The following is a 26,581-nucleotide window of genomic DNA, read 5'->3' on the forward strand; positions in this document are numbered from 1 at the left end:
GGAGGGCCCTGACTCTTTCGACCGAGTACCCCCGACCGGATTCGAACCGGCGCTACTGCCTTGAGAGGGCAGCGTGCTAGGCCGCTACACAACGGGGGCTCGCTCAAGATCCTCACGGATCCGTACCCCCGACCGGATTCGAACCGGCGCTACTGCCTTGAGAGGGCAGCGTGCTAGGCCGCTACACAACGGGGGCTCGATCTTGTTGAGAGATCGCGCTGGGGTACCAGGACTCGAACCTAGACTAACTGAACCAGAATCAGTCGTGCTGCCAATTACACCATACCCCACCAAAACGCAACCCCCGCCAGGGGGAGTCGTCCAGGTGATCACGCGGCGGTCCGGTTTTCCGGCCCGCCCTTGCGACGCGCCAAACAATACCCGATCGAGAACGGTGCCCCAAAACGAGATGCGTTCCGGGGCCCGTTCCCTCCGGCTCAGCTCCCCAGGCGTGCCAGGGCGGTGTCCACGCGGGCCAGTGTCCGGTCGCGGCCCAGGACCTCCAGGGACTCGAAGAGCGGCAGGCCCACCGTGCGGCCCGTCACCGCGACGCGGACCGGGGCCTGTGCCTTGCCCAGCTTCAGGCCGTGCTCCTCGCCCGCTGCCAGGACCGCCGCCTTCAGGTGCTCGGCCGTCCACTCCGGCGCCTCGGCCAGGCGGGCACGGGCCGAGGCGAGGACGGCCTCGGCGCCGGGCTTCATCGCCTTCGCCCAGGACTGCTCGTCGGAGACCGGCTCGTCCAGGAAGAGGAAGTCGACGTTGTCGGTGATGTCGGACAGGACCGTGACCCGGGTCTGGGCGAGCGGCGCCAGCGCGGCGAACGCGGCCGGGTCGTACGCCTCGGGCTTCCACGGCGCGTGCGGCGCCCGCAGCCACGGCTCGCACGCGGCCGTGAACTCCTCGACCGTCAGGTGCTCCCGGATGTGGGTGGCGTTGATCGCCTCGCACTTCTTCGGGTCGAACCGCGCCGGGTTGGCGTTCACCGCGCCGATGTCGAACGCCGCGACCATCTCGTCCACCGTGAAGACGTCCCGGTCCTCCGCCAGCGACCAGCCCAGCAGGGCCAGGTAGTTGAGCAGCCCGGACGGCAGGAAGCCGCGGTCCCGGTAGAGGTTGAGGGAGGACTCCGGATCACGCTTGGAGAGCTTCTTGTTGCCCTCGCCCATGACGTACGGCAGATGCCCGAACGCCGGGGTCGCGCCGTCGCCCACCCCGATCTCCGCCAGCGCCCGGTACAGGGCGATCTGACGGGGCGTGGAGGAGAGCAGGTCCTCGCCGCGCAGCACGTGGGTGATGCCCATCAGCGCGTCGTCCACGGGGTTGACCAGGGTGTACAGCGGGGCGCCGCCGGCCCGCACGATGCCGTAGTCCGGCACGTTCTCGGGGGTGAAGGTGAGTTCGCCGCGGACCAGGTCGGTGAAGGTGATCGGCTCGTCCGGCATCCGGAACCGGATCATCGGGGTGCGGCCCTCCGCCTCGTGGGCGGCGACCGCCTCGGGCGACAGGTCGCGGCACGTGCCGTCGTAGCCGGACGGCCTCCCGGCGGCCCGGGCGGCCTCCCGCCGCCGCTCCAGCTCCTCGGCCGTGCAGTAGCAGCGGTAGGCGTGCCCCGCCGCGAGCAGCCGGGCGGCGACGTCCGCGTAGATGTCCATGCGCTGCGACTGCCGGTACGGGGCGTGCGGGCCGCCCTTCTCGGGGCCCTCGTCCCAGTCCAGGCCGAGCCAGCGCATCGCTTCGAGCAGCGCGGCGTAGGACTCCTCGGAGTCCCGGGCGGCGTCGGTGTCCTCGATGCGGAAGACCATGGTGCCGCCGTGGTGGCGCGCGAACGCCCAGTTGAACAGGGCGGTGCGGACCAGGCCGACATGGGGGTTGCCGGTCGGGGACGGACAGAAACGGACACGGACGGGAGCTGGGCTAGTCACGCTTGACGACCTTGTTGGTGAGAGTGCCGATGCCTTCGATGGTGACGGCGACCTCGTCGCCGACGCGGAGCGGTCCGACGCCCGCCGGGGTGCCGGTGAGGATGACGTCCTGCGGCAGCAGCGTCATCGACTCGGTGATGTGCACGATCAGATCCTCGACCGTGCGCACCATCTCGCTGGTGCGGCCGAGCTGTCGCTGCTCACCGTTGACGGTGCACATGACGGCCAGGTCGGACGGGTCGAGGTCGGTCTCGATCCAGGGGCCGAGCGGGCAGGCGTTGTCGAAGCCCTTGGCCCTGGCCCACTGGTCCTCGCGCCGCTGGACGTCGCGCGCGGTCAGGTCGTTGGCGCAGGTGTAGCCGAGGATGACCTCGCGGGCGCGGGAGCGGGGGACGTCGCGGCACATGCGGCCGATGACGACGGCCAGCTCGGCCTCGTGGTGCACGTCGGAGGAGAAGGCGGGATACGCGATCTCGTCGCGGTGGCCGATCACGGAGGTGGAGGGCTTGAAGAAGGTGACCGGGACGTCGGGGACGGTGTTCCCCAACTCGCGGGCGTGCTCGGCGTAGTTGCGGCCGATGGCCACGATCTTGCTGGGCAGCACGGGCGGCAGCAGTCTGACCTTGCTCAGCGGCACCCGGCGGCCGGAGCGCTCGAACGCGGCGAAGGGGTGGCCCTTGATGATGTCCAGCACGGGCTCACCGCCCGCTTCCGGATCGGCTTCCACCACGCCGAAGCCGACGGTCCCGTCGATGGAGAATCTGGCGATGCGCACGGGCCCAGCCTAGGCCAAGCGCCCACGACCCCCCGGACCCCGTCCGGGAGGCGAACGGCGGGAAGCGTCAGCGCAGGCGGGCCATCAGGGCGTGCTCGACCAGGGTGATGAGGGTGCTCTTGGCTTCGGAGCGGTGGCGGGCGTCGGTGGTGATGATCGGGGCGTCCGGGCCGATCTGGAGGGCTTCGCGGACCTCTTCGGGCGAGTAGGGCTGGTGGCCCTCGAACCCGTTCAGCGCGATCACGAAGGGCAGGCCGCTGTTCTCGAAGTAGTCCACCGCCGGGAAACAGTCCGCCAGCCGGCGGGTGTCCACCAGCACCACCGCGCCGATCGCGCCGCGCACCAGGTCGTCCCACATGAACCAGAACCGGTCCTGCCCCGGCGTACCGAACAGGTACAGGATCAGGTCCTGGTCCAGCGTGATCCGGCCGAAGTCCATCGCCACCGTCGTGGTGGTCTTCCCCGCGGTGTGCGTCAGATCGTCGATCCCCGCCGACGCCGACGTCATCACCGCCTCCGTCCGCAGCGGATTGATCTCCGACACCGACCCCACGAACGTGGTCTTCCCCACACCGAACCCACCCGCGATCACGATCTTCGCGGACGTGGTGGAACGGGACGGCGCGGATAGACCGCCGTCCTTAGAGCTTGCGAAGTCCACTGAGCACCCTTTCGAGCAGAGTCACGTCTGGCTGGCCACCCGGCTCGGCGTCATGACCCGGCTGGTGAATGGCGACAAGTCCCGCCTCGGCGAGATCGGCCACCAGAATCCGCGCGACCCCCAGGGGGATGGTGAGGAGCGCGGAGACCTCGGCCACGGACTTGACCTCGTAGCAGAGCTGGCAGATCCGCTGGTGCTCCGGCAACTGCCCGTGCAACTGGACGGGGTCGGCGGTGGTGCTCACCAGCGCCTCGATCGCCAACTGGTACCGGGGCCTGGTCCGGCCGCCGGTCATCGCATAGGGACGCACCAGAGGCTGCGGCGTCTCGCTGTCGCCGGGGCGCCTCGGCGGGGCGCCGGCCGGGTGCCGCTCCTGCGGGTACCCGTTCCCGGGCGGGTGGGCGGCGCCCGGCGCCGGCGCGGGAATCGGCCGTACCTCGGGCGTGGGGCCGGGATACGGCTGGGCCTGGGCGCCCTGGTCGTACCCGTTCCACTGGTTCTGGTTCTGGTTCTGGTCCTGGCCCTGGCCGCTCGGCGCCGAGGGGAAGTTGAAGCGCCCGCCGCCGTTCGGCTGCGCCGGGTACTCATTGCCGTATGGTCCGCCTGGGGGCGTTGCCACAGTTCCTCCTCCGACTCCCACTGCCGATCGCGGATGCCGCGCTCGCCGCTTGGCCGCGTCTTCCGCACCTTAAGGTGCGCGGCCCCAATCCGCACAAGTCGTCTGCTAGTTGAGCAGACTTCCTTGCAGCTCGGCGCGCAGGTCGGGCGTCAGGACCGAACCGGCCCGATCCACCAGCAACGCCATCTCATAACCCACCAGACCGATATCGGCCTCCGGATGCGCCAACACCGCCAACGACGAACCATCCGAGATCGACATGATGAAGAGAAACCCCCGCTCCATCTCCACCACCGTCTGATTCACCGCACCACCCTCGAAGATCCGCGAAGCACCAGCCGTCAACGACGTCAGACCCGACGCCACCGCCGCCAACTGATCAGCACGATCCCGCGGAAACCCCTCGGACAACGCCAGAAGAAGACCATCAGCGGACACCACCACCGTGTGCGACACCCCCGGGGTGTTCTCCACAAAACTGGTGATCAACCAGTTCAGGTTCTGCGCCGCCTGGCTCATCGGGCTCACACTAACGCTCCTGATCATAGGTCTGTCCGGGGCCGTGGCCCCGTTCGTCGTTCCGCTCGCCACGGCTCGTGACCGCGCCGCGGCCCTGCTGTACCCCGCGGCGCAGGCTGGTGAGCCTGCCGCGGACGTCGTTGGGGTCCCGGGAGACCTGCGGCCCGCCGGGGTCGGTCGGTTCGGGTGTGGTGTGCTCGGTGAGATTGGCGCGGGGAACCCGCTTCGGAAGGCCGGAGGCCGTCGTGCCGGCCGGCTGCTCCTCCCGGCGCGGTCCGCGGCTCTCCCACCGCGCCATCCCGGGCAGCGGGGCCCGGGACTCCTCCCGCGGTCGCTCTGCCGGTTCCTCCTCGGACTGCTTCCAGTGTCGTTCACGGCGGGGAAGACCCGCACTGGTCCTCGTGCGGAACTCGGCCGCCACGGGGTCCGGTCCACCGAAGCCTACGCGCTGCGGGCCTCCGGCGGGACTCCCGTGCGGTGATTCGGTCATCGGGGCCGCGGGCGGCGGTCCGGCCGGAAGCGGGCCCGCGGGCGGCTGCGCCGCCGGGCGGACCGGCGGGCGCAGCGACTGCCGGGGCGGCGGCGGCTGGGACGACGCCGGCGGAACGGCCCGCTGCGGCCCGGGGAGCGGCGACGGCGGGAACGAGCCGAACCCGGGATGGCCGGACTGGGGCGGCTCCGGCGCGGGCCGTCCGTAGCCCGGCTGGCTGGAGATTGTGTGTGTTGGGAAATGCAGACGCGCAACGGCAGGATTGCAGAGCTTACTGCTTTCATGAGGCAGCCACAACGGTGGCCTAATCTCTCCTCTACGTCGGCAACGTCAGATGAGGATGAGAGACAGGCTGCGGCCCGAGGGCCGGGCGGCGCTCGCCGGGCAGCGGGAAACGGCCCACCGGGTCGAGCCGCGCGGTGTCGCCCGCCGCGTACCGCGAGTCGTCGAAGCCGAGGTCGGCGGCGGTCGGGGACTGCGGCCTGCGGTCGTCCTCCAGCGCGGGCGGGTGCGCGGGAACGATCCGCGAGACGGTGAAGTCCTCCTCCGGCCGCTGGGGGCGGCTCCGGCTCGGCAGGGTGATGCCCCCCGGCAGCATGACCAGACAGGTGGTGCCCGACTGCTCCCCCGAGGGCCGCAACTGGACCCTGATGTTGTGGCGCTCGGCGAGGCGGCCGACCACGTACAGGCCCATCCGGCGGGAGACCGAGGCGTCGATGGCGGGGGGCTCGGCCAGCCGCTTGTTGATCTCGGCGAAGTCCTCCTGGGTGAGCCCGATGCCCTTGTCGTGGATCTCGATCATGATCCGGCCGTCCGGCAGCCGGGTGGCGGTGACGCGGACCTTCGTCTGCGGCGAGGAGAACGAGGTGGCGTTCTCCAGCAGCTCGGCGAGCAGGTGCACCAGGTCGTTGACGACCGAGCCGTGGACGTCGCGATCGGGAACGCCGGACAGGTCGATCCGGGCGTACGCCTCCACCTCGGAGGACGCGGCGCGCAGCACGTCCACGAGCGCGGCCGGCTGGTTCCAGCGGTGCCTGGGCTCCTCGCCGGCGAGGACCAGCAGGTTCTCGCTGTTGCGGCGCATGCGGGTCGCCAGGTGGTCCAGCTTGAAGAGGTGTTCGAGCTGCTCGGGGTCCGCCTCGTGGCTCTCCAGCTCGCTGATGAGCGCGATCTGGCGCTCGATGAGGCCCTGGTTGCGGCTGGAGAGGTTGGTGAAGATCGCGCTGACGTTGCCGCGCAGCAGGGCCTGCTCGGTCGCCAGCCGCACCGCTTCCTGGTGCACCTGGTCGAAGGCGCGCGCGACCTCGCCGATCTCGTCCTGGCTGGTGATGGCGATCGGGGCGACGCGGGTGTCGGCGTCGCCCCCGTTGGCGCGGGAGAGCTGATCGACTAGGGCGGGCAGCCGCTGCTCGGCGACCTCGAAGGCGGCGGTGCGCAGGCGCTGCATGTTGCGGCTCATCGAACGGGCCATGAGGGCCGCGATGGCGAAGCCGAGGAACAGCGCGGCGAGCACGACCACGGAGTTGATCAGCATGTCGCGGCGGGCCGACGACGCGATGTCCTGCGTCTGGAGCACCGCGGAGTTCACCAGCTCGCGCTCGGCGGTGCGGTACGCCTCGAACTCGGTGGTCGCCATCCGGAACCACGCCTCGGGGGTGATGCCCTCCTCCGCGAGGCTCTCCGGGGTGGCGCCCGGCCGGCTCATGGCCTCGACCATCCGGTCCTTGTCGTCGGACTGCGACTGCGCCACCTCGCTCATCCGCCCCAGGTCGTCGGGGTCGCCGGCCGCGAAGTACTCGGCCTGGGCGATGCGCTCCAGGTAGGCGTAGGAGGAGAACGACGTCCGCATGGCCTCGCGCGTCGCCTCGTCGTCGGCGGGGGCGACAAGCATGTGCACGCCGATGGAGCGCTGGAGCGAGCTGGCCGACTTCGCCAGGGACAGCGAGTACACGGCCCGGCCGTAGGAGGTGATGTTGCCGGTGCCCAGGCCCAGTTCGTTGGCGAGCGACATCAGCGGGCGCTGGATCTGGACGTACCGCTCCTCCGTCTGGGCGCCGGGCAGCTCGTCGGTGTACGCCTGCTGCCGCAGCGAGTCGAGGTCGGCCTCCTCCGCGGTGACGGACGCCAGACGCCGTTCGAGGCTCTCGGTGAGCGGTGTCTCCGCTATCTGCGCGTGGAACTCGGCCTGTGCCTGGTCGGTGGTCCGGCGGGCCTCCTCCACGACGAGGCTGCCCTCCTCGCCGAGGAGCAGCGGCTGGGCGGTGACGTCCCGCTCGTCGATCAGCGCGTGGGCGTAGGTGGAGGCGGTGCGGACCAGCTCGGCGATCGCCCGGGCGTCGTCGGCCTCCTGCCACCGGTCGTAGGAGTCGTGCACCCGGAAGCCGCCGAGCACGAGGGCGACCAGGACCGGGATGAGGAGGATCGCGTAGAGCTTGGTCGCCACCCGCCAGTTGCGGGGGGCGAGTCTGGAGGCGGGAACCTCGGGCAGGGGGTCGGGGTCCATCTCCACCTCGGCCGGCCGACGGGCCACCGACGGCGGGGTGAAGTTGCCCCGCCCGGGTGTCCGGGGGGCCGCGGACCCTCCGGGGTACGCGGGAGTCGCACTGTTGCGCCTCACTGGGCTCTCACCTCTCGGCATCGGCACACCGTCGCTCATGGCTGTCACGACTGCGGAGTTGTGTGGATTCCAGCACGCGACCAGGGGAGATTCCAATCCCCCGAACCGTCCTGATTCCAGCCAAGTGCCGCCGGAGCGAAACGGGCATCGGTGCGGAGCGCCACAAAAGCCCCGCTTTTTGTCAACGGAGAGATACTCCGCGCTCCCGGGAGGTGCGGGAAAAGCGAGGGGCCGCGCGATGGATTGTTATGAACATCGACAGAGCGCGTGTTCAAGAACACAGAGGGCATACCCCCGGACGCGGTCAGTGCAGCCGGGCGAGCAGAGCGTGTTCCACGAGGGTGATGAGGGTGCTCTTGGCTTCGGAGCGGTGGCGGGCGTCGGTGGTGATGATGGGGACGTCCGGGCCGATCTGGAGGGCTTCGCGGACCTCTTCGGGCGAGTAGGGCTGGTGGCCCTCGAACCCGTTCAGCGCGATCACGAACGGCAGGCCGCTGTTCTCGAAGTAGTCCACCGCCGGGAAACAGTCCGCCAGCCGGCGGGTGTCCACCAGCACCACCGCGCCGATCGCGCCGCGCACCAGGTCGTCCCACATGAACCAGAACCGGTCCTGCCCCGGCGTACCGAACAGGTACAGGATCAGATCCTGGTCCAGCGTGATCCGGCCGAAGTCCATCGCCACCGTCGTGGTGGTCTTCCCCGCGGTATGCGTCAGATCGTCGATCCCCGCCGACGCCGACGTCATCACCGCCTCCGTCCGCAGCGGATTGATCTCCGACACCGACCCCACGAACGTGGTCTTCCCCACACCGAACCCACCCGCGATCACGATCTTCGCGGACGTGGTCGACTGGGATGGAGCCGGACGGCCCGCGGCGCTAGAGCTTGCGAAGTCCACTGAGCACCCTTTCGAGCAGAGTCACGTCTGGCTGGCCACCCGGCTCGGCTTCACTACCCGGCTGGTGAATGGCGACAAGTCCCGCCTCGGCGAGATCGGCCACCAGAATCCGCGCGACCCCGAGCGGCAGGCTCAGCAGCGCGGACACCTCGGCGACGGACTTCACTTCGAGGCAGAGCTGGCAGATCCGCTGATGCTCCGGCAACAATCCCGGGAGCTGCACCGGTTCGGCGGTGGTGCTCACCAGCGCCTCGATCGCCAACTGGTACCGCGGCCTGGTCCGGCCGCCGGTCATCGCATAGGGACGCACCAGAGGCTGGTCGCCATCATCGTCGAAGGCGCCGTAATGATGCGGAACACCGTACGAGCCCTGCGAAGGTGGCGGGGTGATCATAGCTCCTCCGAGCTTGACATGAGGTCGGCGAGGCGGGCGGTGGTGCTCATGTGGGGGAAGCTGGAAGTCAGTTAAGCAGACTTCCTTGCAGCTCGGCGCGCAGGTCGGGCGTCAGGACCGAACCGGCCCGATCCACCAGCAACGCCATCTCATAACCCACCAGACCGATATCGGCCTCCGGATGCGCCAACACCGCCAACGACGAACCATCCGAGATCGACATGATGAAGAGAAACCCCCGCTCCATCTCCACCACCGTCTGATTCACCGCACCACCCTCGAAGATCCGCGAAGCACCAGCCGTCAACGACGTCAGACCCGACGCCACCGCCGCCAACTGATCAGCACGATCCCGCGGAAACCCCTCGGACAACGCCAGAAGAAGACCATCAGCGGACACCACCACCGTGTGCGACACCCCCGGGGTGTTCTCCACAAAACTGGTGATCAACCAGTTCAGGTTCTGCGCCGCCTGGCTCATCGGGCTCACACTAACGCTCCTGATCATAGGTCTGTCCGGGGCCGTGGCCCCGTTCGTCGTTCCGCTCGCCACGGCTCGTGACCGCGCCGCGGCCCTGCTGTACCCCGCGGCGCAGGCTGGTGAGCCTGCCGCGGACGTCGTTGGGGTCCCGGGAGACCTGCGGCCCGCCGGGGTCGGTCGGTTCGGGTGTGGTGTGCTCGGTGAGATTGGCGCGGGGAACCCGCTTCGGAAGGCCGGAGGCCGTCGTGCCGGCCGGCTGCTCCTCCCGGCGCGGTCCGCGGCTCTCCCACCGCGCCATCCCGGGCAGCGGGGCCCGGGACTCCTCCCGCGGTCGCTCTGCCGGTTCCTCCTCGGACTGCTTCCAGTGTCGTTCACGGCGGGGAAGACCCGCACTGGTCCTCGTGCGGAACTCGGCCGCCACGGGGTCCGGTCCACCGAAGCCTACGCGCTGCGGGCCTCCGGCGGGACTCCCGTGCGGTGATTCGGTCATCGGGGCCGCGGGCGGCGGTCCGGCCGGAAGCGGGCCCGCGGGCGGCTGCGCCGCCGGGCGGACCGGCGGGCGCAGCGACTGCCGGGGCGGCGGCGGCTGGGACGACGCCGGCGGAACGGCCCGCTGCGGCCCGGGGAGCGGCGACGGCGGGAACGAGCCGAACCCGGGATGGCCGGACTGGGGCGGCTCCGGCGCGGGCCGTCCGTAGCCCGTCGAGTTCTGCCGGTCTCGTGGGCTCGGAGAGGGGGGTATAAGACACAGGTTCCCGGCCGCGCCGCGCCCCGACCCGCCCCAGCCCGTCACACCCCAGTCCGTCACACCCCAGCCCGCAGCGCGGGGCGTCCCTGGCCGCCGGGACCGCCCTGGGCCGGCGCGGCCGGGCGGTGCTGGGGGCCGGGCCCCAGGCTCCTGGCCCGGCCGCCGGACCGGAGCTGTGCGCTGTCGTCCTCGGCGGCGCCCGGCCCGACGGGCGCGCGGGCCGCGCCGGCCGGCGGGGTGTCGCGGCGCAGCGTCGCGGTCGGCGGGGCGGAGGCCGTGCCGGACGGGCGGGCGCGCCCCCCGCCCTGGGCGACGTCGGCGGGCAGCATCACCAGGGCGGTGGTGCCGCCGGAGTCGGAGGGCCGCAACTGGATGCGGATGTTGTGGCGCAGCGAGAGGCGGCCGACGACGAACAGGCCCATCCGGCGGGATACGGACACGTCCACCGTGGGCGGGTTGGCGAGCCGGTCGTTGATCTCGGCCAGGTCCTCCGGGGAGAGGCCGATACCGGTGTCGTGGATCTCCACCAGGACCCGGCCGTCCGGCAGGGCGTGGCCGGTGACCTTGACCTTGGTCTGCGGCGAGGAGAACGAGGTGGCGTTCTCCAGCAGCTCGGCGAGCAGGTGCACCAGGTCGTTGACGACGCGGCCGGCGACGTCGGTCTTGGGCACCGCGCTCAGCTCGATGCGCTCGTACTGCTCGACCTCGGAGGCGGCGGCCCGGAGCACGTCCACGAGCGGCACCGGCCGCGTCCACCGGCGGCCCGGCTCCTCGCCGGCGAGGACCAGCAGGTTCTCGCCGTTGCGGCGCATACGGGTCGCCAGGTGGTCGAGCTTGAACAGCGAGGAGAGCTGGTCCGGGTCCGCCTCGCGGGACTCCAGCTCGGAGATCAGGGAGAGCTGGCGCTGGATGAGGCCCTGGCTGCGGCGGGAGAGGTTGGTGAACATCGCGTTGACGTTCCCGCGCAGCAGCGCCTGCTCACCGGCCAGCCGCACGGCCTCGCGGTGGACGTCGTCGAATGCCTGGGCGACCCGGCCTATCTCGTCCCGGGTGTAGACGCCGACCGGCTCGACCGTGGTGTCGACGTCCTCCGGCTCGGCGTCGGACATGTGCTTGACGACCTCGGGCAGCCGCTTGTGGGCCACTTCCTGCGCGGTGTCCTGGAGGCGGCGCAGCGAGCGGACCATGGAGCGGGCGACGACGAACGCGCCGACCACCGAGATGCCGAGGACCAGGATGATGATCGCGCCGTTGAGGATGGCGTCGCGCTGGGCGTCGTCGCGGAGTTCGCCCGCCTGCTCCTCCATCTCGGCGAGCAGGGTCTGCTCGATGTCCGCCATCGCGTCGATCTTGGCGCGGTCCTGGTCGTACCAGTCCTTGTAGGACAGCTCCTGGCTCTGGATGCCTTCCTCGGCCGAGAAGACCTGGGCCGCGAACTGGTCGGCCGAGGTGATGGTGGCGATGCCGCCGTCGAGGGAGTCGAGGAGCCGCTCGGCGCGCTCCTCGTCGCCGTAGATCTCGGTGAACGTCTTGAGCTGGGCGTTCTCGCTCTGCTGGTGGATCCGGCCGTAGCGCCAGTCGTTGTCGGACAGGGCGGCCGTCTGGTTGGGCAGCTCGTCGCGGGCGAGGCCCGCGGTGATGACGGCGCGCTGGATGGAGGCGTGCTCCTTGGCGAGGGAGAACGCGGTGAGGGCGCGGGTGCTGCGGATCATCTCGCTGTTGCTGGTCGCCTGGGCCATGTCCTGGGAGAGCGACAGCAGCGCGGCGATGAGCACGCTGTACTCGGAGATGGTCTGGGAGACGTACTGCGGGTCCTGGTACGCCTCGTTCCTGATCTGGCTGATCCGGTTGACCTGGCGCCCGATGTCGGTGACCGTCGCGTAGACGCCCTGCATCGCCTCGTCGGAGCTGTCGATGCCGAGGGTGGCGTCGTCGAACGCCTCCATCGCCTGGTCGGTGCGCTCGCGGGGGGCGGCGACCTCGTCGCTCTTGGGGCTCCGGCCGCTGATCAGCGGGCCGGCCGAGCGGTCCCGCTCCTCCTGGAGGGCCGCGGCCAGCAGCGTGGCCTGCTGGGTCATGTCGGTGAGGAGCTGCATGTTGTCCAGTTGCTCGATGTTGTCCAGCGAGTTCTGGATGCGCAGGCCACCGAGCACGCTCGCGGCGACGACGGGGAGGGCGATCAGGGAGACCAGGCGGGTGCTGATGCTCCAGTTGCGCAGGGCGAGCCGGGAGCCGGAGCGGCCGGTCCTGGAGGGCGCGGACCGCTCGGCCGTGTCGTCGGCGGTGCCGTCGCGCGCGGCGTGCGAGAAGCGGGGGGCGTGCGTGCCCGGCGGGCCCGGACGTGCCGGGTCGCCGCTCAGCGCGGGACCGACGGAGGAGCCGCGGTCCGCCGCTCCAATCCGCTCGGCGTCCCCCGCAGCGCTGCCTTCCCTCTTGAAACGTCCCTGCACTAGCGTCGCAACCTCTGGACCAGGCGTCCCGCCGCTGTGGCGACGTGACGGTGTCGAGCCGGGGGCACCTGAGCCCCGTATCGGTCGTTCGGACAACCGGCGCGTCCGGTGGATCAGCCCGTGGGGGCGGCGCTTGGTGTGCGTCCCTCACGTGGCTCGTTGACTCGCGGCGGTCCGTGGAATTCCAGCACAGTGGCCGATCTCCAACAAGGGCCCGGCATCGTCCCGTGACATGGATGACGCCGTGTCGAGGTCTCATCACGGCACGCGCACCATATGCGCGGAAAAACCGGACCTTTGCTCCCAGTGTGACCACACGACCAGCACATTTGGCACTCATCACGCACGAAAGAAGATGGGTACTTGATGTGATATGTGCGCTTCGCCCTATACATGCATTAGTCCGTTACTCCCTTTTTGTCAGGCTACTGGTGAGGAAACTCACACCTTCGAGTGGACTGTGTCCCGGCTTGGGACGGGTAAAGGAGGCGCACTAATCTCATCGTGACGCGATCCCGGCACCGACGGATCCGAGGCAGCACACCGTGAGGAACACCGTGAAGACCACCATGACCCTGCGCTCCCTCGCCAACCCCCGGCGCACCACGCTGGCCCATCTCGCGGACGCCGCCGGGCTCGCCCCGGCCGCGCTGCCCGGGGCGCGTTCGGCGGAGCTGCCCCGGCAGACCGCGAACCCGCGCCGCACGGTCCTCGACGTGCGGCCGGGCGCGTAACCCCGCGCACCACGCGCGGCGCCGCCCCGGCCCATGGTGATCATGGGCCGGGGCGGCGCTCCTGTGACGGTCGGCGGTGTCTCCTCCCGCCGGGGTGTCAGCCCTGCCAGCTATGCGGGGCGCGGTAGGACCGGGCCCGCTCCAGGCGCCGCCAGACCGCGGGGCTGCGGTCGGCGTCGTCCTCGCCGGTGGCGGCGTGCCGCGACGAGGCACGGGCCATCAGCAGGGCGGTCACCGCGGCCAGCTCCTCGGCGCTGGCCTGCCCCTTCTCCACGCGGACCAGATGCGGGGCGGGGGCGGTGATCGTCTCGGGGCTCATCGTCAGCTCTCCTTGAGGTGGCTCACTGCGGCGGATTGCCGTGCTTGCGGGCGGGCAGATCGGCGTGCTTGGTGCGCAGCATCGCCAGGGTGCGGATGAGGACCTCACGGGTCTCGGCCGGCTCGATCACGTCGTCGACGAGCCCGCGTTCCGCGGCGTAGTAGGGATGCATCAGCTCGGCCTTGTACTCCTTGACCATCCGGGCGCGCATGGCGTCGGGGTCGTCGGCACCGGCGATCTGACGGCGGAAGATGACGTTGGCGGCACCGTCGGCGCCCATCACCGCGATCTCGTTGGTCGGCCAGGCGAGCGTCACGTCGGCGCCGATGGACTGGGAGTCCATCACGATGTACGCCCCGCCGTACGCCTTGCGCAGCACGACCGAGACCCGGGGGACCGTCGCGTTGCAGTACGCGTACAGCAGCTTGGCGCCGTGCCGGATGATGCCGCCGTGCTCCTGGTCGACGCCCGGCAGGAAGCCGGGGACGTCCAGCAGCGTGATGATCGGGATGTTGAAGGCGTCGCACATCTGGACGAAGCGCGCCGCCTTCTCGGAGGCGGAGATGTCCAGGACGCCGGCCAGGGACTGCGGCTGGTTGGCGACGATGCCGACCACCTGGCCGTCGAGGCGGGACAGAGCACACAGGATGTTCCCCGCCCAGCGCTCGTGGATCTCCAGGAACTCCCCGTCGTCCACGATCTCCTCGATGACGGCCCGCATGTCGTACGGCCGGTTGCCGTCGCTGGGGACCAGGTCCACCAGCGCCTCGCAGCGCCGGTCCGCCGGGTCCTCGGTGGGCAGGACCGGCGGGTTCTCCCGGTTGTTCTGCGGGAGCATCGACAGCAGGAACCGCACCTCCTCGATGCAGGACTCCTCGTCGTCGTAGGCGAAGTGCGCCACCCCGGAGGTGCCGGCGTGCACGTCCGCGCCGCCGAGCCCGTTCTGCGTGACCTGGGCGCCGGTCACGGCCTGCACGACGTCCGGGCCGGTGATGAACATCTGCGCGGTCTCCCGGACCATGAACACGAAGTCCGTCAGCGCCGGCGAGTACGCCGCGCCGCCCGCGCACGGGCCGAGCATCACGCTGATCTGCGGGATCACCCCGGAAGCCCGGGTGTTCCGCTGGAAGATGCCGCCATAGCCCGCGAGCGCCGACACACCCTCCTGGATGCGGGCGCCCGCGCCGTCGTTCAGGGACACCAGCGGCGCGCCCGCCGCCATGGCCATGTCCATGATCTTGTGGATCTTGGCGGCGTGGGCCTCGCCCAGCGCGCCGCCGAAGATCCTGAAGTCGTGGGCGTAGACGAAGACCGTCCGCCCGTGCACCGTCCCCCAGCCCGTGACCACCCCGTCGGTGTACGGCTTCTTGGCCTCGAGACCGAAACCCGAGGCCCGGTGCCGCCGCAGGACACCCACTTCCTGGAAGGACCCTTCGTCCAGCAGCAGACCGATCCGCTCCCGTGCCGTCAGCTTGCCCTTGGCGTGCTGCGCCTCGGTCGCCTTCTCCGAGGGACCGCGGAGCGCCTCGTCACGGATGGCGCGGAGCTCCTCGACCCTCCCTCGGGCGTCGATGACGGCTACCGGTTCGGAGAGATCGGTCTCAGCTTGATCGGTCATGTATAGACCCTACGAAACCGGACCCCTCCGTGGACTCGTCGGATCCGGACAGTCTCCGTCCCGGAATCATGGCCGCGCTGGACAGAACCAGAGTGCGCCGGGGGGCGCAGTGCAGTGAACTGACAGCGCCGCCCGGCGTGGCTTTGTCGGTTCCGGACAGTCAGTCGCCCGGCCGCAGTCCGGCGCGCAGCAGCCCGTAGGTGTACGCGTCGTCCAGCGCCTGCCAGGACGCGGCGATGACGTTCTCCGCCACGCCCACGGTGGACCACTCGGCGGTGCCGTCGCTGGTGGTGATCAGCACCCGGGTCGTGGACTGGGTGCCGTGCTTCCCGGCCAGGATGCGGACCTTGTAGTCCACCAGGGTCAGCCGGGCCAGCTCGGGGAAGGTCCGCTCCAGCCCGGCGCGCAGCGCCCGGTCCAGCGCGTTGACCGGCCCGTTGCCCTCGCCGCTGGCGAGAACCCGCTCCCCCTTGGCCCAGATCCGGACGGTCGCCTCGTTCTCCATCGAGCCGTCGGCGCGCTGGTCGGTGATCGTACGCCATGACTCCAGGCGGAAGAAGCGCTGCGGCTGTCCGTGCACCTCGTCGCGCAGCAGCAGTTCGAACGAGGCGTCGGCGGCCTCGTAGGTGAAGCCGCGCAGCTCGCGCTCCTTGACCCGTTCCACGATCCGGCCGACCAGGTCGCGGTCGTCGAGGTCGTAGCCCAGCTCCTTGCCCTTGAGCTCGATGGAGGCGCGGCCCGCCATGTCGGAGACGAGCATCCGCATCGAGTTGCCGACCAGCTCGGGGTCGATGTGCTGGTACAGGTCCGGGTCGACCTTGATGGCCGAGGCGTGCAGACCGCCCTTGTGGGCGAAGGCGGAGACCCCGACGTAGGGCTGGTGGGTGGCGGGGGTGAGGTTGACGACCTCGGCGATCGCGTGCGAGATGCGGGTCATCTCGGTCAGGGTGCCGGGGGGCAGCACGCGCCGGTCGTACTTCAGCTCCAGGGCGGCGACCACGGGGAAGAGGTTGGCGTTGCCGACGCGCTCGCCGTAGCCGTTGGCGGTGCACTGCACGTGGGTGGCACCGCCGTCCACGGCGGCCAGGGTGTTGGCGACGGCGCAGCCGGTGTCGTCCTGCGCGTGGATGCCGAGCCGGGCGCCGGTGTCGGCGACCACGGTGCGGACGACGGCCTGGACCCGGGCGGGGAGCATGCCGCCGTTGGTGTCGCACAGCACCACCACGTCGGCGCCGGCGCCGTGCGCGGCGCGGACGACGTCCAGCGCGTAGCCGGGGTTGGCCGCGTAGCCGTCGAAGAAGTGCTCGCAGTCGACGAAGACCCGGCGGCCGTGGGCCCGCAGGTGCGCCACGGTGTCCCTGACCATGGCCAGGTTCTCCTCCAGCGTGGTGCGCAGGGCCAGTTCGACGTGGCGGTCGTGGGACTTGGCGACGATGGTGACGACGGGGGCGCCGGAGTCGATCAGCGCGCGGACCTGCGGGTCGTCGGCGACATCGGCGCCCGCCTTGCGGGTGGCGCCGAAGGCCACCAGTTGGGCGTGCCGGAACTGGATCTCGGCCTGGGCGCGCCGGAAGAACTCGGTGTCCCTGGGGTTGGCGCCCGGCCAGCCGCCCTCGATGAAGCCGACGCCGAAGTCGTCCAGGTGGCGGGCGATGGTGAGCTTGTCGGCGACGGTGAGGCTGATGCCCTCGCGCTGGGCGCCGTCGCGCAGGGTGGTGTCGAACACATGGAAGCCGTCACTGGGGGACCGCGTGTCCAGGGCGTCCGTCGTCATGGCGGGAACTCCTGTCGGATGGATGCGTGTGTCTGCCTGGCTCCACCGCCCCCCGCTCCGTGCGCTCCCGCTCCCGGCCCGGTGGGGCCGGAAAACGAAAAAACCTCTCGCGGATGCGAGAGGTCTGCGCGCGGGTCTGGGGCGAGGTGGCCGCTCCCGCGGGGTTCGAGCGGGTGGGCGGTCACTGCGGACCGGCGCGCCTGTCACCGATAATCATGGCGAACGAGAGCACGTCGTCAGTGTGGCACACGGAGCGCGCGAGCCGCGCACCGTCTCACGATCCGGACATACCCCGGTCGACCGGGACGACCGGGACCGATCCGGCCGGACGTTCCCGTGCGGCGCGGCCGGTGGGCCGGGTCGCACGGGAACGCGGACAGCGAGCGGTCAGCCGACGCGGTGCATCCAGCCGTGGCGGTCCGGGACGCGGCCGGTCTGGATGCCGAGGAGCTCCTCGCGCAGCCGCATGGTGACCGGGCCGGGCTGTCCGTCGCCGACCGTCCAGGAGGCGGCGGCCGACTTCACCGAACCGACGGGGGTGATCACGGCGGCGGTGCCGCAGGCGAAGACCTCGGTGATGGTGCCGTTCGCGTTGCCCTCGCGCCAGTCGTCCGTGGAGATGCGGACCTCGCCCGTTCCGTGGCCGAGGTCGGCGGCGATGCGCAGCAGGGAGTCCCGGGTGATGCCGGGCAGCAGGGTGCCGGTGAGGCCGGGGGTGACGATCCTGGCGTCGCTGCCCGAGCCCTGCACGAAGTACAGGTTCATGCCGCCCATCTCCTCGATCCAGCGGCGCTCGGTGGCGTCCAGCCAGACGACCTGGTCGCAGCCGTGCGCGGTGGCCTCGGCCTGGGCGACGAAGGAGGCGGCGTAGTTGCCCGCGCACTTGGCCTCGCCGGTGCCGCCGGGGGCGGCCCGGACGTACTCCGTGGACAGCCACACGGAAACGGGCTTGACGCCCTTGGCGAAGTAGGCGCCGGCCGGCGAGGCGATGAGGAGGAAGAGGTACTCGTTGGCCGGGCGGTTGATGCCGAGGCCGACCTCGCTGGCGAACATGAACGGCCGCAGGTACAGCGACTGTTCACCCGCGGCGGGGACCCACGCCGCGTCCTGGGCGAGCAGGACGTCGATGGCCTCCACGAACGTCTCGACCGGCAGCTCGGGCATCGCCAGCCGGCGGGCCGAGCGCTGGAACCGCAGGGCGTTGGCGTCGGGGCGGAAGACGGCCACGGAGCCGTCGGGCTGGCGGTACGCCTTCAGCCCCTCGAAGATCTCCTGCCCGTAGTGCAGTGCCTGGGTCGCCGGGTCCATCGGGATCGGGGCGTAGGGCTGGAGGCGCGCGTCGTGCCAGCCCCGCCCCTCCGTCCACCGGATGGTGACCATGTGATCGGTGAAGTACCGGCCGAACCCGGGGTCGGCGAGCACCGCTTCGCGTTCCGCCTCGGACAGCGGCTGCGCGGCGGGCTTGAGGTCGAAGGGGATGGCGGGCGTCGTCATGGTGGGCGTCCTTCACGTCAAGGGTGGAGCGGGCCGCCTGATCCGTCGCCCGACGCGGTACTAGGGCATCCGAGCAACCGGGGATGCGTGGGCCCCGCGTCCGATTATGGCGCGGGGGCCCGCGTGCCGTGCGGGCCCGTCTCTTTTACACCTCTGACGCCGCCGGCCGAGAGGATAGTGGTAGATTTCGGTGGGCCCGTGCACTCTTCAACCAACACAGCTAAATGTGCAAGTCAGAGCCGGCACTCGAGTATACAACACTCTCGATCAATTCATCGCAGCCGTACATACAAGTCCTGTGGCCGAGATTATACTGCTACGGATGTCATCGGTTGTGGGTAGATTGCACAGCGACGGCGCCGCCCAACCGTGATGGGAGGTGACAGGTGTGTAGGGTGAGATGTGTATAAGAGAGGGGGGGGGGGGCGGTCCTGAGGGGGATGGTGACACCCGGCGGAGGACTTGCCCACCCCTCACGCGGGGTGACCGCCGGGTGCCAGGACCCGGCGGCGTGACCGGCGGGTCTAGGACAGACCGGATACTCGTTCCGCCAGCGCGTCCCCGATGGTCTCGGTGGTGCGCGGGGCGGCGGCGTCGCGCTCGGCCAGGTCCGCGGTGACGGCCTCCTCGATGCGGGCGGCCTCGGACTCGTGACCGAGGTGACGCAGCAGCAGGGCGACGGACAGCACGGTCGCGGTCGGGTCGGCCTTGCCGGTGCCCGCGATGTCGGGCGCGGAGCCGTGGACCGGCTCGAACATCGACGGGAAGGTGCGCGCCGGGTTGATGTTCCCCGACGCCGCGAGGCCGATGCCGCCGGTGACGGCGGCGGCCAGGTCGGTGAGGATGTCGCCGAACAGGTTGTCGGTGACGATCACGTCGAAGCGCTGCGGCTGGGTGACCATGAAGATCGTCGCGGCGTCGACATGCAGGTAGTCGGTGGTGACCTGCGGGTACTCCAGGCCGACGCGGTCCACCGTGTTCTTCCACAGGTGGCCGGCGTGGACCAGGACGTTGTTCTTGTGGACCAGCGTCAGCTTCTTCGCCTCGCGGGCGGCGGCGCGCTCGAAGGCGTCGCGCACGACGCGCTCGACGCCGTACGCCGTGTTGATGCTGACCTCGGTGGCGACCTCGGCGGGGGTGCCGGTGCGCATCGAGCCGCCGTTGCCGACGTACGGACCCTCGGTGCCCTCGCGGACGACGACGAAGTCGATGGAGGGGCTGCCCGCCAGGGGTGTGGCGGTGTTCGGGAAGAGGCGGCTGGGCCGGAGGTTCACGTAGTGGTCGAACGCGAAGCGCAGCTTCAGCAGCAGCCCGCGCTCCAGGACCCCGGACGGCACCGACGGGTCGCCGATGGCGCCGAGCAGGATCGCGTCGTGCCCCTTCAGCCGCTCCAGGTCGGCGTCGGGCAGGGTCTCACCGGTGTCGTGCCAGCGCCGGGCACCCAGGTCGTACCGCGTCGTCTCCAGCTTGACGTCGCCGGGCAGGGCGGCGGTCAGGACCTTCAGTCCCTCCGCGACCACCTCCGGGCCGATGCCGTCACCGGGAATCACCGCGAGATCGATACTCCGAGCCATGCGGGGGACCCTACGCCGCGTTCCGAGGACCGGCCGGGTCCGTCCACGATGCGGACGGGCCGGGTTCGCCGGCGCCGCCGTTGTCCCTGCGGTCGATCGCGCGCTGGAGCGCGGCGGCGGCCTCGCGCCGGGTGTCGTCCCCCGCGGCGCGGGTGGCGGCGCGGGCGCGGGCGAGGGCCGTCCCGCTCAGCCGGCGCGGAGTGAGGGTTGCGTCCATGACGGATCAGCTCCTGTGGGGGTGCCGGGCGACGCCGGGCCACGGTGCCCGGAGTACGACCTCCACAAAGTTAGCGGCGATCCGCCGTGGTGTCCCGCCATATATGCGGTCGTCCTACTATGTGAGACGCGGGCGGCCGGAAGCCCTGGTGAGGCGCCCCGGCCGGCCCGGCTCAGCCCATGTGCGGGTAGCGGTAGTCGGTCGGCGGGACCAGGGTCTCCTTGATGGCGCGCGGGGACGTCCAGCGCAGCAGATTGAGCTTGGAGCCCGCCTTGTCGTTGGTGCCCGAGGCGCGGGAGCCGCCGAAGGGCTGCTGGCCGACGACGGCGCCGGTCGGCTTGTCGTTGAGGTAGAAGTTGCCCGCGGCGAACCGCAGCCGCTCGGTGGCCAGCGCCGCCGCCGCGCGGTCGCGGGCGAAGAACGCGCCGGTCAGGGCGTAGTCCGCGACCGATTCCATGTGGCCGAGCATCGCCTCGAAGTCGTCGTCCTCGTAGACGTGGACGGCCAGGATCGGCCCGAAGTACTCGGTGGTGAACACCTCGTGCTCCGGGTCGGCGCAGGTGAGGACCGTGGGCCGGACGAAGTACCCCAGCGAGTCGTCGTACCGGCCGCCCGCGACGATCTCGCACGCCGGATCGGTCCGGGCCAGGTCGATCGCCGCCTTGCTCTTGGCGAAGGCGCGGGCGTCGATGACCGCGGCCATGAAGTGCGACAGGTCGGTCGGGTCGCCCATCGACAGCCCGTCGGTCTCGGCGGCCACCGCGTCCCGCAGCCCGCCCTCCCACAGCGAGCGCGGGACGTAGGCGCGGGAGGCGGCCGAGCACTTCTGGCCCTGGTACTCGAACGCGCCGCGCGTCATCGCGGTCCGCACCACGTCCGGGTCGGCGCTGGGGTGGACGACGATGAAGTCCTTGCCGCCCGTCTCGCCCACGATCCTCGGGTAGGCGCGGTAGCGGGCGATGTTCTCGCCGACCTGCTGCCACAGGTGGCGGAACGTCGCGGTGGAGCCGGTGAAGTGGATCCCGGCCAGCTCGGGATGGGGCAGGGCCACCTCGGAGACGGCCCGGCCGTCGCCGGTCAGCAGGTTGATCACGCCGTCCGGCAGGCCGGCCTCGCGCAGCAGCCGCATCAACAGCACGGCGGCGTGCGTCTGCGTGGGGGCGGGTTTCCACAGCACCACGTTGCCCATCAGGGCGGGGGCGGTCGGCAGGTTGCCCGCGATCGCCGTGAAGTTGAACGGGGTGATCGCGTAGACGAACCCCTCCAGCGGGCGGTAGTCCATCCGGTTCCAGACGCCCGGGGAGTGCGCGGGGGGCTGCTCGGCGAGGATCTCGCGGGCGAAGTGGACGTTGAAGCGCCAGAAGTCGATCAGCTCGCACGGGGCGTCGATCTCCGCCTGCTGCGCGGTCTTGGACTGGCCCAGCATGGTCGAGGCCGCGATCGTCTCCCGCCACGGCCCGGACAGCAGCTCGGCGGCCCGCAGGAAGACCGCGGCCCGGTCGTCGAACGACAGCGCCCGCCAGCGGGGCGCGGCGGCCAGGGCCGCGTCGATCGCGTCCGCCGCGTCCCGGGCGGTGGCCTCGGCCGCGGTGCCGAGACGGGCCCGGTGGCGGTGCGGCTGCACGACGTCGAAGCGCTCGCCGCCGCCCATCCGTTCCACGCCGCCGATGGTCATCGGCAGCTCGATCGGGTTCCCCGCCAGCTCCTTGAGCTTCCGCTCCAGCCGGGCGCGCTCGGCGGTGCCGGGGGCGTAGGTGTGCACCGGCTCGTTCACCGGCGGGGGGACCTGGGTCACGGCGTCCATGGCCGTCGTCTCCCCGTCTCTTTTACACATCTCCCCGCCCCCGCGACAGGCAGAAAAATCCTCTTCCCGCTTTTTCTTTAAAAAAAAAAAAAAATATCAACCTCATCCCTGATCCCAGCCCAGTACCGCATCTACCACAACATAACCATACACTTGCCTCTCCGGCGTCAGCGTCAGCTGGGTGTAGGGTACAGGGTTGGCGGGGCGCTCGGCGAGGCGGCGCGTGAAGTAGCCGTACCAGTCGGTGCCGTAGGGGACGTAGACGCGCACCCGGTGGCCCCGGGCGGCGAGCCGGATCTGCTCGTCGGGGCGGACGCCGCGCAGCATCTGGTACTCGTACGCCTCCGGGCCCCGGCCGTACCGCGCGGCCAGGGCACCGGCGATCGCGATCAGGCGAGGGTCGTGGGTGGCGACCATCGGGTAGGCGTCACCGGCCATCAGGACGCGCAGGCAGCGCGCGTAGGAGCGGTCCACCGCGCGCCGGTCCCGGTACGCGACGGAGGTGGGCTCCTGGTAGGCGCCCTTGACCAGCCGGACCCGGGCACCGGCCGCCGCCAGCGCCCGGCAGTCGTCCTCGGTGCGGTACAGGTACGACTGGACCACGGCGCCGGTGCGCGGGAAGCGTGTCCGCAGGTCGCGCAGGATCGCCAGGGTCGAGTCGGTCGTCGTGTGGTCCTCCATGTCGAGGGTCACGGTGGTGCCCGCCGCGGCGGCGGCCTCCACCACCGGCAGAACGGTGCGGTACGCCAGGTCGTGGCCGCCGGGGAGCGCCTGCCCGAACGCGGACAGCTTCACCGACAGCTCGGCCCGCTCCCCCAGCTTCTCGGCCGCCAGGGCCTCGGCGAGGGCGAGATACGCGTCGCGGGCGCGCCGCGCCTCGGCCGCGTCCGTGACGTGCTCGCCGAGGTGGTCGAGGGTGACGTCGAGACCGCGCGCGACGAGGCCGGTGACGACCTGGACGGCGTCCGCGAGCCGCTCGCCCGCGACGAAACGGTCGACCACGGGCCGGGTGACGGGCGCGGCGGAGACGAGGCGCCGGACGGTGTCGCTGCGCGCCGCGGCGAGGAGTAGGGGGCCTGGTCCGAGCACGGGCACCTCCGACGGTGGGTCGCCTCTTCGCTTACCCGGGACGGTAAGGATCGCCCGCCCCGGCGGCCACGGACAGGTGTCGCGGATTCGTGTCCCGGATCTCAGACATGTGTATGACGGCGTGGCGGAGAATGGAGCGGTGGACTACCAGGAGCTGGTGGACGAGGTCTGCGCGCTGCTCGGCACCCCGGCGACGCTGGAGGGCCGCGACTTCCGGCTGATCGCGTTCGGCGCGCACGACAGCGAGGACGACCGGGTGATGGATCCGGTCCGCACCCGCACCATCCTGCGGCGGCGTTCGGCGCCCGCCGTCCGCGAGTGGTTCGAGAGCTTCGGCATCGCGACCGCGCGGCGGCCGGTGCGCATCCCGCCCGAGCCGGCGGCCGGGGTGCTCACCGGCCGCGTCTGCCTGCCCGTCCGGCACGGGCCGGTGGTGTACGGGTACCTGTGGCTGCTGGACGACGGCGCCGTGACGCCGGGCGACCCCCGGCTGGACGACGCCATGGTGGTGGCCGGGCGGATCGGGGCGCTGCTCGCCGAGGAGGCCCGGGCGGGCGCCCGGCTGGGCGAGCTGCTGCGCGCCGCGCTCACGGCGGCCACCCCGGGCGCGGCCCGGGAGCTGGCGGCGGCCCTCGGCGCCCCGGCGGAGGGGCCGCTGACCGGGGGGGGCGGCGTGCCGGGGGAGCCGGGGGCGGACCCGCCGGTGCCGCCCGCCGGCGAGCTGGGCGAGGGCGGGGCGGGGGGCGGCCCGGCCCCGATACCCACTCGTCGCTGTCGGCGCACGAGGCATAAAAGGGCAGTCATGCTGGCTGCCTGTCTCGTGGGCCGGGAGATGGGTGTAGGAGGCAGGCCGCGCGCCGGTCGCCGCGCGGCTGCGCGGCGACGGGGGCGCGGCCGGGGTCGGCGCGGCGCGATCCGCGGGAGCTGCCCGGCGCGTGGGGGGAGGCGCTGGCCGCGGCGCGGGCGGCGGGCGCGGAGGGCCGGTTCGCGGGTCTGGCCCAGTGGGGGGACCTGGGCCCGTACCGGCTGCTGACCGCGCTGCCGGGCGGCGACCCCGACCCGGCGGTGCGGCCGTTGCTCCGCCCCGAGCACCGGGAGCTGGCCCGCACGGCGGAGACGTTCCTGGACCACGCGGGCGGGGCGACCCGTACGGCGGCGGCGCTGGGCGTGCACCGCCAGACGCTGTACTACCGCCTGAGCCGGGTCGAGCGCCTCACCGGCCTCGACCTGGCCTCCGGCGAGGACCGGCTGCTGCTGCACATGGCCCTGAAGGCGGCCCGCCTGACCGGCCCCGCGGCGCCCGCCGACTGACGCGCGACGGCGCCGCCCGCCGGGGAGCGGTTGACCTCAAGCGCGGATGAACTTCTAGGCTCCGGCGCATGACAACGACCACCTTCCGCGTCGGCGGTGACCTGCCCGTGCGGCGTCTCGGGTTCGGCGCCATGCACCTGGCGACCGAGCCCGGCCCGGGCCGGGAGAACGCCCTCGCCGTCGCCCGGCGGGTCGTCGAGCTGGGCATCACCCTCATCGACACCGCGCACCTGTACGGCGGGGGCGCCAACGAGGAACTGCTCGCCGAGGCGCTGCACCCCTACCCCGACGACCTGCTCATCACCACCAAGGTCGGTGTCGCCCGGACGGGGCCCGGAGGCGAGTGGAAGCTCGACGGGCGGCCGGAGATCCTGCGCGACCAGGTCGAGCAGGCCCTGCGCCGGCTGAGGGTCGAGCGGATCGAGCTGCTCCAGTTGCACCGCATCGATCCAGCGGTCCCGCCGGCCGACCAGCTCGGCACGCTGCGCGAGTTGCGGGACGCCGGCCGGATCGGTCGCGTCGGGCTCTCCGAGGTCACCGTGGACGAGTTGCGCCGGGCCCGCGAGATCGTCGACATCGCCAGTGTGCAGAACCGCTACAGCCTGCTGGACCGTACGCACGAGCCCGTGCTCGACGCCTGCGAGGCGGCCGGGATCGCGTTCCTCCCCTGGCGGCCCGTCGCCCCCGCGGCGGCGTCCGCCCGGACCGCACCGGTCGGCGCCGTCGCGGCCGAACTCGGGGTCACCCCCGCACAGGTGGCGCTGGCCTGGCTGCTCCACCGCTCGCCGGTGATCCTCCCCATCCCGGGCACCGCCGATCTCGCGCATCTGGAGGAGAACGCCGCCGCGGAGCGGATCGGCCTGGAACGCGCCCACCTCGACCGCCTGGACCCGCCGGATCCGCACGCCTGACCGCGGATGCGCCACCCGGATGGCGCATCCGCGCCCGGTCCCGCGCCGGCGGCGGACCTACGCTGACGGCATGCCGACCGCCGTCCCGCCGCCTCGGGGAGCCGAAGGGGAAACGCCATGAAGGCCGTCCAGTACCGGGAGATAGGCGCCGCGCCCGAGGTCGTGACCGTGCCGGACCCGGAGCCTGGGCCGGGACAGGTGCTGCTGAAGGTCACCGCCGCCGGGGTCTGCCACTCCGACATCGCCGTGATGAGCCGGCCCGCCGACACCTTCCCGTACGCGCTGCCGCTCACCCTCGGCCACGAGGGCGCGGGCACCGTCGAGGCGCTGGGCGAGGGCGTCACCGGCATCGCGGAGGGCGACCGGGTCGCCGTCTACGGCCCGCAGGGCTGCGGGCGCTGCGCCAAGTGCGCGGAGGGCAAGGAGAACTACTGCCTGCGCGCCGCCGAGCTGGGCATCTTCCCGCCGGGCCTGGGCGCGCCGGGCGCGATGGCCGAGTACCTGCTGGTGGACGACGCGCGGTTCCTGCTGCCGCTGGACGGGCTGGACCCGGTGACGTCGGTGCCGCTGACCGACGCGGGGCTGACGCCGTACCACGCGATCAAACGGTCGCTGCCCAAGCTGGTGGCGGGCACCACCGCCGTGGTGATCGGCACCGGCGGCCTCGGGCACGTCGCGATCCAGTTGCTGCGCGCGCTGACCCCGAGCCGGGTCGTCGCGCTGGACGTGTCGGAGGAGAAGCTCGCGCTGGCCCGCGAGGTGGGGGCGCACGAGGCGGTGCTGTCGGACGAGCACGCCCCCGGGCGCGTCCGGGAGCTGACCGGCGGGCTCGGCGCCCAGGCCGTCTTCGACTTCGTGGGCACCCAGGCCACCGTGACCACGGCGGGCGCGGTCGCCGCCGTGGAGGGGGACGTGGCCATCGTGGGAATCGGCGGCGGCGCGCTGCCGGTCGGCATCGGCACCACCGCGTTCGACGTGGAGGTCACCGCGCCGTACTGGGGCAGCCGGGGCGAGCTGGACGAGGTGCTGGCGCTGGCCAGGGCCGGCGCCGTGGCGGTCCGCGTCGAGACGTACGGCATCGACGAGGCGCCGCTGGCGTACGAGCGGCTGCACGCCGGAAAGGTCAACGGCCGCGCCGTCATCCTCCCCCACGGATGAACGG

General features: G+C 71.7%; 24 protein-coding genes, 3 tRNA genes and 1 pseudogene. 5 read left to right on the forward strand and 23 right to left on the reverse strand.

Annotated features, from left to right (window positions below; translation table 11 throughout):
- Window positions 1-26: 26 nt before the first annotated feature.
- The 15 genes and pseudogenes from BN2279_RS20600 to BN2279_RS20665 all read right to left on the reverse strand — a co-directional run.
- Window positions 27-99: transfer RNA gene (locus tag BN2279_RS20600), tRNA-Glu, on the reverse strand.
- A gap of 24 nt (window positions 100-123) precedes the next feature.
- Window positions 124-196, reverse strand: a tRNA-Glu gene (locus tag BN2279_RS20605).
- 22 nt (window positions 197-218) lie between these two features.
- A tRNA-Gln gene (locus BN2279_RS20610) sits at window positions 219-290 on the reverse strand.
- 147 nt (window positions 291-437) lie between these two features.
- On the reverse strand, window positions 438-1,922 hold the full coding sequence (gene gltX / locus BN2279_RS20615) for a glutamate--tRNA ligase (RefSeq protein ID WP_059011775.1): 1,485 nt from the start codon (window positions 1,920-1,922) through the stop codon (window positions 438-440).
- Entirely contained in the window at window positions 1,915-2,697 is a 783-nt protein-coding gene (locus BN2279_RS20620) for a fumarylacetoacetate hydrolase family protein (protein WP_059011777.1), read from the reverse strand. The genes gltX and BN2279_RS20620 overlap by 8 nt, the downstream gene beginning before the upstream one ends.
- Window positions 2,698-2,764: 67 nt before the next feature.
- A complete protein-coding gene (locus tag BN2279_RS20625) occupies window positions 2,765-3,358 on the reverse strand; it encodes a GTP-binding protein (protein WP_079032340.1) in 594 nt (197 codons plus the stop codon).
- On the reverse strand, window positions 3,339-3,977 hold the full coding sequence (locus tag BN2279_RS20630; RefSeq protein WP_059011781.1) for a DUF742 domain-containing protein: 639 nt from the start codon (window positions 3,975-3,977) through the stop codon (window positions 3,339-3,341). The genes BN2279_RS20625 and BN2279_RS20630 overlap by 20 nt, the downstream gene beginning before the upstream one ends.
- Window positions 3,978-4,082: 105 nt before the next feature.
- Window positions 4,083-4,496, reverse strand: coding sequence for a roadblock/LC7 domain-containing protein (locus tag BN2279_RS20635; RefSeq protein WP_059012614.1), 414 nt, complete (start codon window positions 4,494-4,496; stop codon window positions 4,083-4,085).
- 10 nt (window positions 4,497-4,506) lie between these two features.
- A complete protein-coding gene (locus BN2279_RS31580) occupies window positions 4,507-4,794 on the reverse strand; it encodes a hypothetical protein (protein ID WP_059011782.1) in 288 nt (95 codons plus the stop codon).
- Window positions 4,795-5,302: 508 nt separating this feature from the next.
- Entirely contained in the window at window positions 5,303-7,624 is a 2,322-nt protein-coding gene (locus tag BN2279_RS20645; RefSeq protein WP_079032409.1) for a sensor histidine kinase, read from the reverse strand.
- A gap of 283 nt (window positions 7,625-7,907) precedes the next feature.
- A complete protein-coding gene (locus BN2279_RS20650) occupies window positions 7,908-8,501 on the reverse strand; it encodes a GTP-binding protein (RefSeq protein WP_079032341.1) in 594 nt (197 codons plus the stop codon).
- Complete coding sequence (locus tag BN2279_RS20655) at window positions 8,482-8,892, reverse strand: DUF742 domain-containing protein (RefSeq protein WP_407702289.1); 411 nt, start codon at window positions 8,890-8,892, stop codon at window positions 8,482-8,484. The genes BN2279_RS20650 and BN2279_RS20655 overlap by 20 nt, the downstream gene beginning before the upstream one ends.
- Before the next feature lie 70 nt (window positions 8,893-8,962).
- Window positions 8,963-9,376 (reverse strand): roadblock/LC7 domain-containing protein, encoded by a 414-nt coding sequence (locus tag BN2279_RS20660; RefSeq protein ID WP_059012614.1) that lies wholly within the window; start codon window positions 9,374-9,376, stop codon window positions 8,963-8,965.
- A gap of 10 nt (window positions 9,377-9,386) precedes the next feature.
- On the reverse strand, window positions 9,387-9,674 hold the full coding sequence (locus tag BN2279_RS30775; RefSeq protein ID WP_059011782.1) for a hypothetical protein: 288 nt from the start codon (window positions 9,672-9,674) through the stop codon (window positions 9,387-9,389).
- 518 nt (window positions 9,675-10,192) lie between these two features.
- Window positions 10,193-12,574: pseudogene (locus tag BN2279_RS20665) on the reverse strand (nitrate- and nitrite sensing domain-containing protein); the annotation flags it as partial.
- A 557-nt stretch (window positions 12,575-13,131) separates the two neighbouring features.
- Here BN2279_RS20665 and BN2279_RS30015 point away from each other — a divergent pair.
- Window positions 13,132-13,308, forward strand: coding sequence for a hypothetical protein (locus BN2279_RS30015; protein WP_199827765.1), 177 nt, complete (start codon window positions 13,132-13,134; stop codon window positions 13,306-13,308).
- A 97-nt stretch (window positions 13,309-13,405) separates the two neighbouring features.
- On the opposite strand, the gene BN2279_RS20670 is transcribed toward BN2279_RS30015, so the two are convergent.
- The 8 genes from BN2279_RS20670 to BN2279_RS20705 all read right to left on the reverse strand — a co-directional run bounded on the left by BN2279_RS20670 (window position 13,406) and on the right by BN2279_RS20705 (window position 23,197).
- Window positions 13,406-13,627, reverse strand: coding sequence for an acyl-CoA carboxylase subunit epsilon (locus tag BN2279_RS20670; protein ID WP_059011788.1), 222 nt, complete (start codon window positions 13,625-13,627; stop codon window positions 13,406-13,408).
- A gap of 22 nt (window positions 13,628-13,649) precedes the next feature.
- On the reverse strand, window positions 13,650-15,245 hold the full coding sequence (locus BN2279_RS20675; RefSeq protein WP_059011790.1) for an acyl-CoA carboxylase subunit beta: 1,596 nt from the start codon (window positions 15,243-15,245) through the stop codon (window positions 13,650-13,652).
- 160 nt (window positions 15,246-15,405) lie between these two features.
- Entirely contained in the window at window positions 15,406-17,019 is a 1,614-nt protein-coding gene (gene cimA / locus BN2279_RS20680) for a citramalate synthase (RefSeq protein ID WP_059011792.1), read from the reverse strand.
- A gap of 387 nt (window positions 17,020-17,406) precedes the next feature.
- Window positions 17,407-18,513 carry a branched-chain amino acid aminotransferase gene (locus BN2279_RS20685; protein WP_059011794.1) on the reverse strand — a complete coding sequence of 369 codons (1,107 nt, stop codon included), beginning with the start codon at window positions 18,511-18,513 and terminating at the stop codon, window positions 17,407-17,409.
- 524 nt (window positions 18,514-19,037) lie between these two features.
- Window positions 19,038-20,087 carry a 3-isopropylmalate dehydrogenase gene (locus tag BN2279_RS20690; protein WP_059011795.1) on the reverse strand — a complete coding sequence of 350 codons (1,050 nt, stop codon included), beginning with the start codon at window positions 20,085-20,087 and terminating at the stop codon, window positions 19,038-19,040.
- 10 nt (window positions 20,088-20,097) lie between these two features.
- Window positions 20,098-20,304: a hypothetical protein gene (locus tag BN2279_RS20695; RefSeq protein WP_059011797.1), complete on the reverse strand. Its 207-nt coding sequence runs from the start codon at window positions 20,302-20,304 to the stop codon at window positions 20,098-20,100.
- Between the two features lie 172 nt (window positions 20,305-20,476).
- Window positions 20,477-22,108, reverse strand: coding sequence for an L-glutamate gamma-semialdehyde dehydrogenase (gene pruA, locus BN2279_RS20700; protein ID WP_059011799.1), 1,632 nt, complete (start codon window positions 22,106-22,108; stop codon window positions 20,477-20,479).
- Between the two features lie 102 nt (window positions 22,109-22,210).
- The gene (locus tag BN2279_RS20705; protein ID WP_079032342.1) at window positions 22,211-23,197 is read right to left on the reverse strand and encodes a proline dehydrogenase family protein; all 987 of its coding nucleotides are present in this window, start codon (window positions 23,195-23,197) and stop codon (window positions 22,211-22,213) included.
- A gap of 121 nt (window positions 23,198-23,318) precedes the next feature.
- Between BN2279_RS20705 and BN2279_RS20710 the strand changes: the two genes are divergently transcribed.
- The 4 genes from BN2279_RS20710 (at window position 23,319) to BN2279_RS20720 (ending at window position 26,577) form a co-directional block, all read left to right on the forward strand.
- Window positions 23,319-24,230: a PucR family transcriptional regulator gene (locus tag BN2279_RS20710; RefSeq protein WP_407702278.1), complete on the forward strand. Its 912-nt coding sequence runs from the start codon at window positions 23,319-23,321 to the stop codon at window positions 24,228-24,230.
- A gap of 32 nt (window positions 24,231-24,262) precedes the next feature.
- On the forward strand, window positions 24,263-24,508 hold the full coding sequence (locus BN2279_RS31585; protein ID WP_407702280.1) for a helix-turn-helix domain-containing protein: 246 nt from the start codon (window positions 24,263-24,265) through the stop codon (window positions 24,506-24,508).
- Window positions 24,509-24,576: 68 nt separating this feature from the next.
- On the forward strand, window positions 24,577-25,419 hold the full coding sequence (locus tag BN2279_RS20715; RefSeq protein WP_059011801.1) for an aldo/keto reductase: 843 nt from the start codon (window positions 24,577-24,579) through the stop codon (window positions 25,417-25,419).
- A gap of 117 nt (window positions 25,420-25,536) precedes the next feature.
- A complete protein-coding gene (locus BN2279_RS20720) occupies window positions 25,537-26,577 on the forward strand; it encodes an NAD(P)-dependent alcohol dehydrogenase (protein ID WP_059011802.1) in 1,041 nt (346 codons plus the stop codon).
- Window positions 26,578-26,581 lie beyond the last annotated feature (4 nt).

It is taken from the genome of Streptomyces specialis (genome assembly GCF_001493375.1).
GTDB lineage: Bacteria > Actinomycetota > Actinomycetes > Streptomycetales > Streptomycetaceae > Streptomyces > Streptomyces specialis.

Coding starts and splice junctions, on each gene's coding strand:
- BN2279_RS20690 (WP_059011795.1), bottom strand. CDS start 20,087: ATGGCTCGGAGTATCGATCTCGCGGTGATTCCCGGTGACGGCATCGGC.
- pruA (WP_059011799.1), bottom strand. CDS start 22,108: ATGGACGCCGTGACCCAGGTCCCCCCGCCGGTGAACGAGCCGGTGCAC.
- BN2279_RS31580 (WP_059011782.1), bottom strand. CDS start 4,794: ATGGCGCGGTGGGAGAGCCGCGGACCGCGCCGGGAGGAGCAGCCGGCC.
- BN2279_RS20645 (WP_079032409.1), bottom strand. CDS start 7,624: ATGCCGAGAGGTGAGAGCCCAGTGAGGCGCAACAGTGCGACTCCCGCG.
- BN2279_RS30775 (WP_059011782.1), bottom strand. CDS start 9,674: ATGGCGCGGTGGGAGAGCCGCGGACCGCGCCGGGAGGAGCAGCCGGCC.
- BN2279_RS20695 (WP_059011797.1), bottom strand. CDS start 20,304: ATGGACGCAACCCTCACTCCGCGCCGGCTGAGCGGGACGGCCCTCGCC.
- cimA (WP_059011792.1), bottom strand. CDS start 17,019: ATGACGACGGACGCCCTGGACACGCGGTCCCCCAGTGACGGCTTCCAT.
- BN2279_RS20685 (WP_059011794.1), bottom strand. CDS start 18,513: ATGACGACGCCCGCCATCCCCTTCGACCTCAAGCCCGCCGCGCAGCCG.
- BN2279_RS20670 (WP_059011788.1), bottom strand. CDS start 13,627: ATGAGCCCCGAGACGATCACCGCCCCCGCCCCGCATCTGGTCCGCGTG.
- BN2279_RS20660 (WP_059012614.1), bottom strand. CDS start 9,376: ATGAGCCAGGCGGCGCAGAACCTGAACTGGTTGATCACCAGTTTTGTG.
- BN2279_RS20720 (WP_059011802.1), top strand. CDS start 25,537: ATGAAGGCCGTCCAGTACCGGGAGATAGGCGCCGCGCCCGAGGTCGTG.
- BN2279_RS20675 (WP_059011790.1), bottom strand. CDS start 15,245: ATGACCGATCAAGCTGAGACCGATCTCTCCGAACCGGTAGCCGTCATC.
- BN2279_RS20635 (WP_059012614.1), bottom strand. CDS start 4,496: ATGAGCCAGGCGGCGCAGAACCTGAACTGGTTGATCACCAGTTTTGTG.
- BN2279_RS20715 (WP_059011801.1), top strand. CDS start 24,577: ATGACAACGACCACCTTCCGCGTCGGCGGTGACCTGCCCGTGCGGCGT.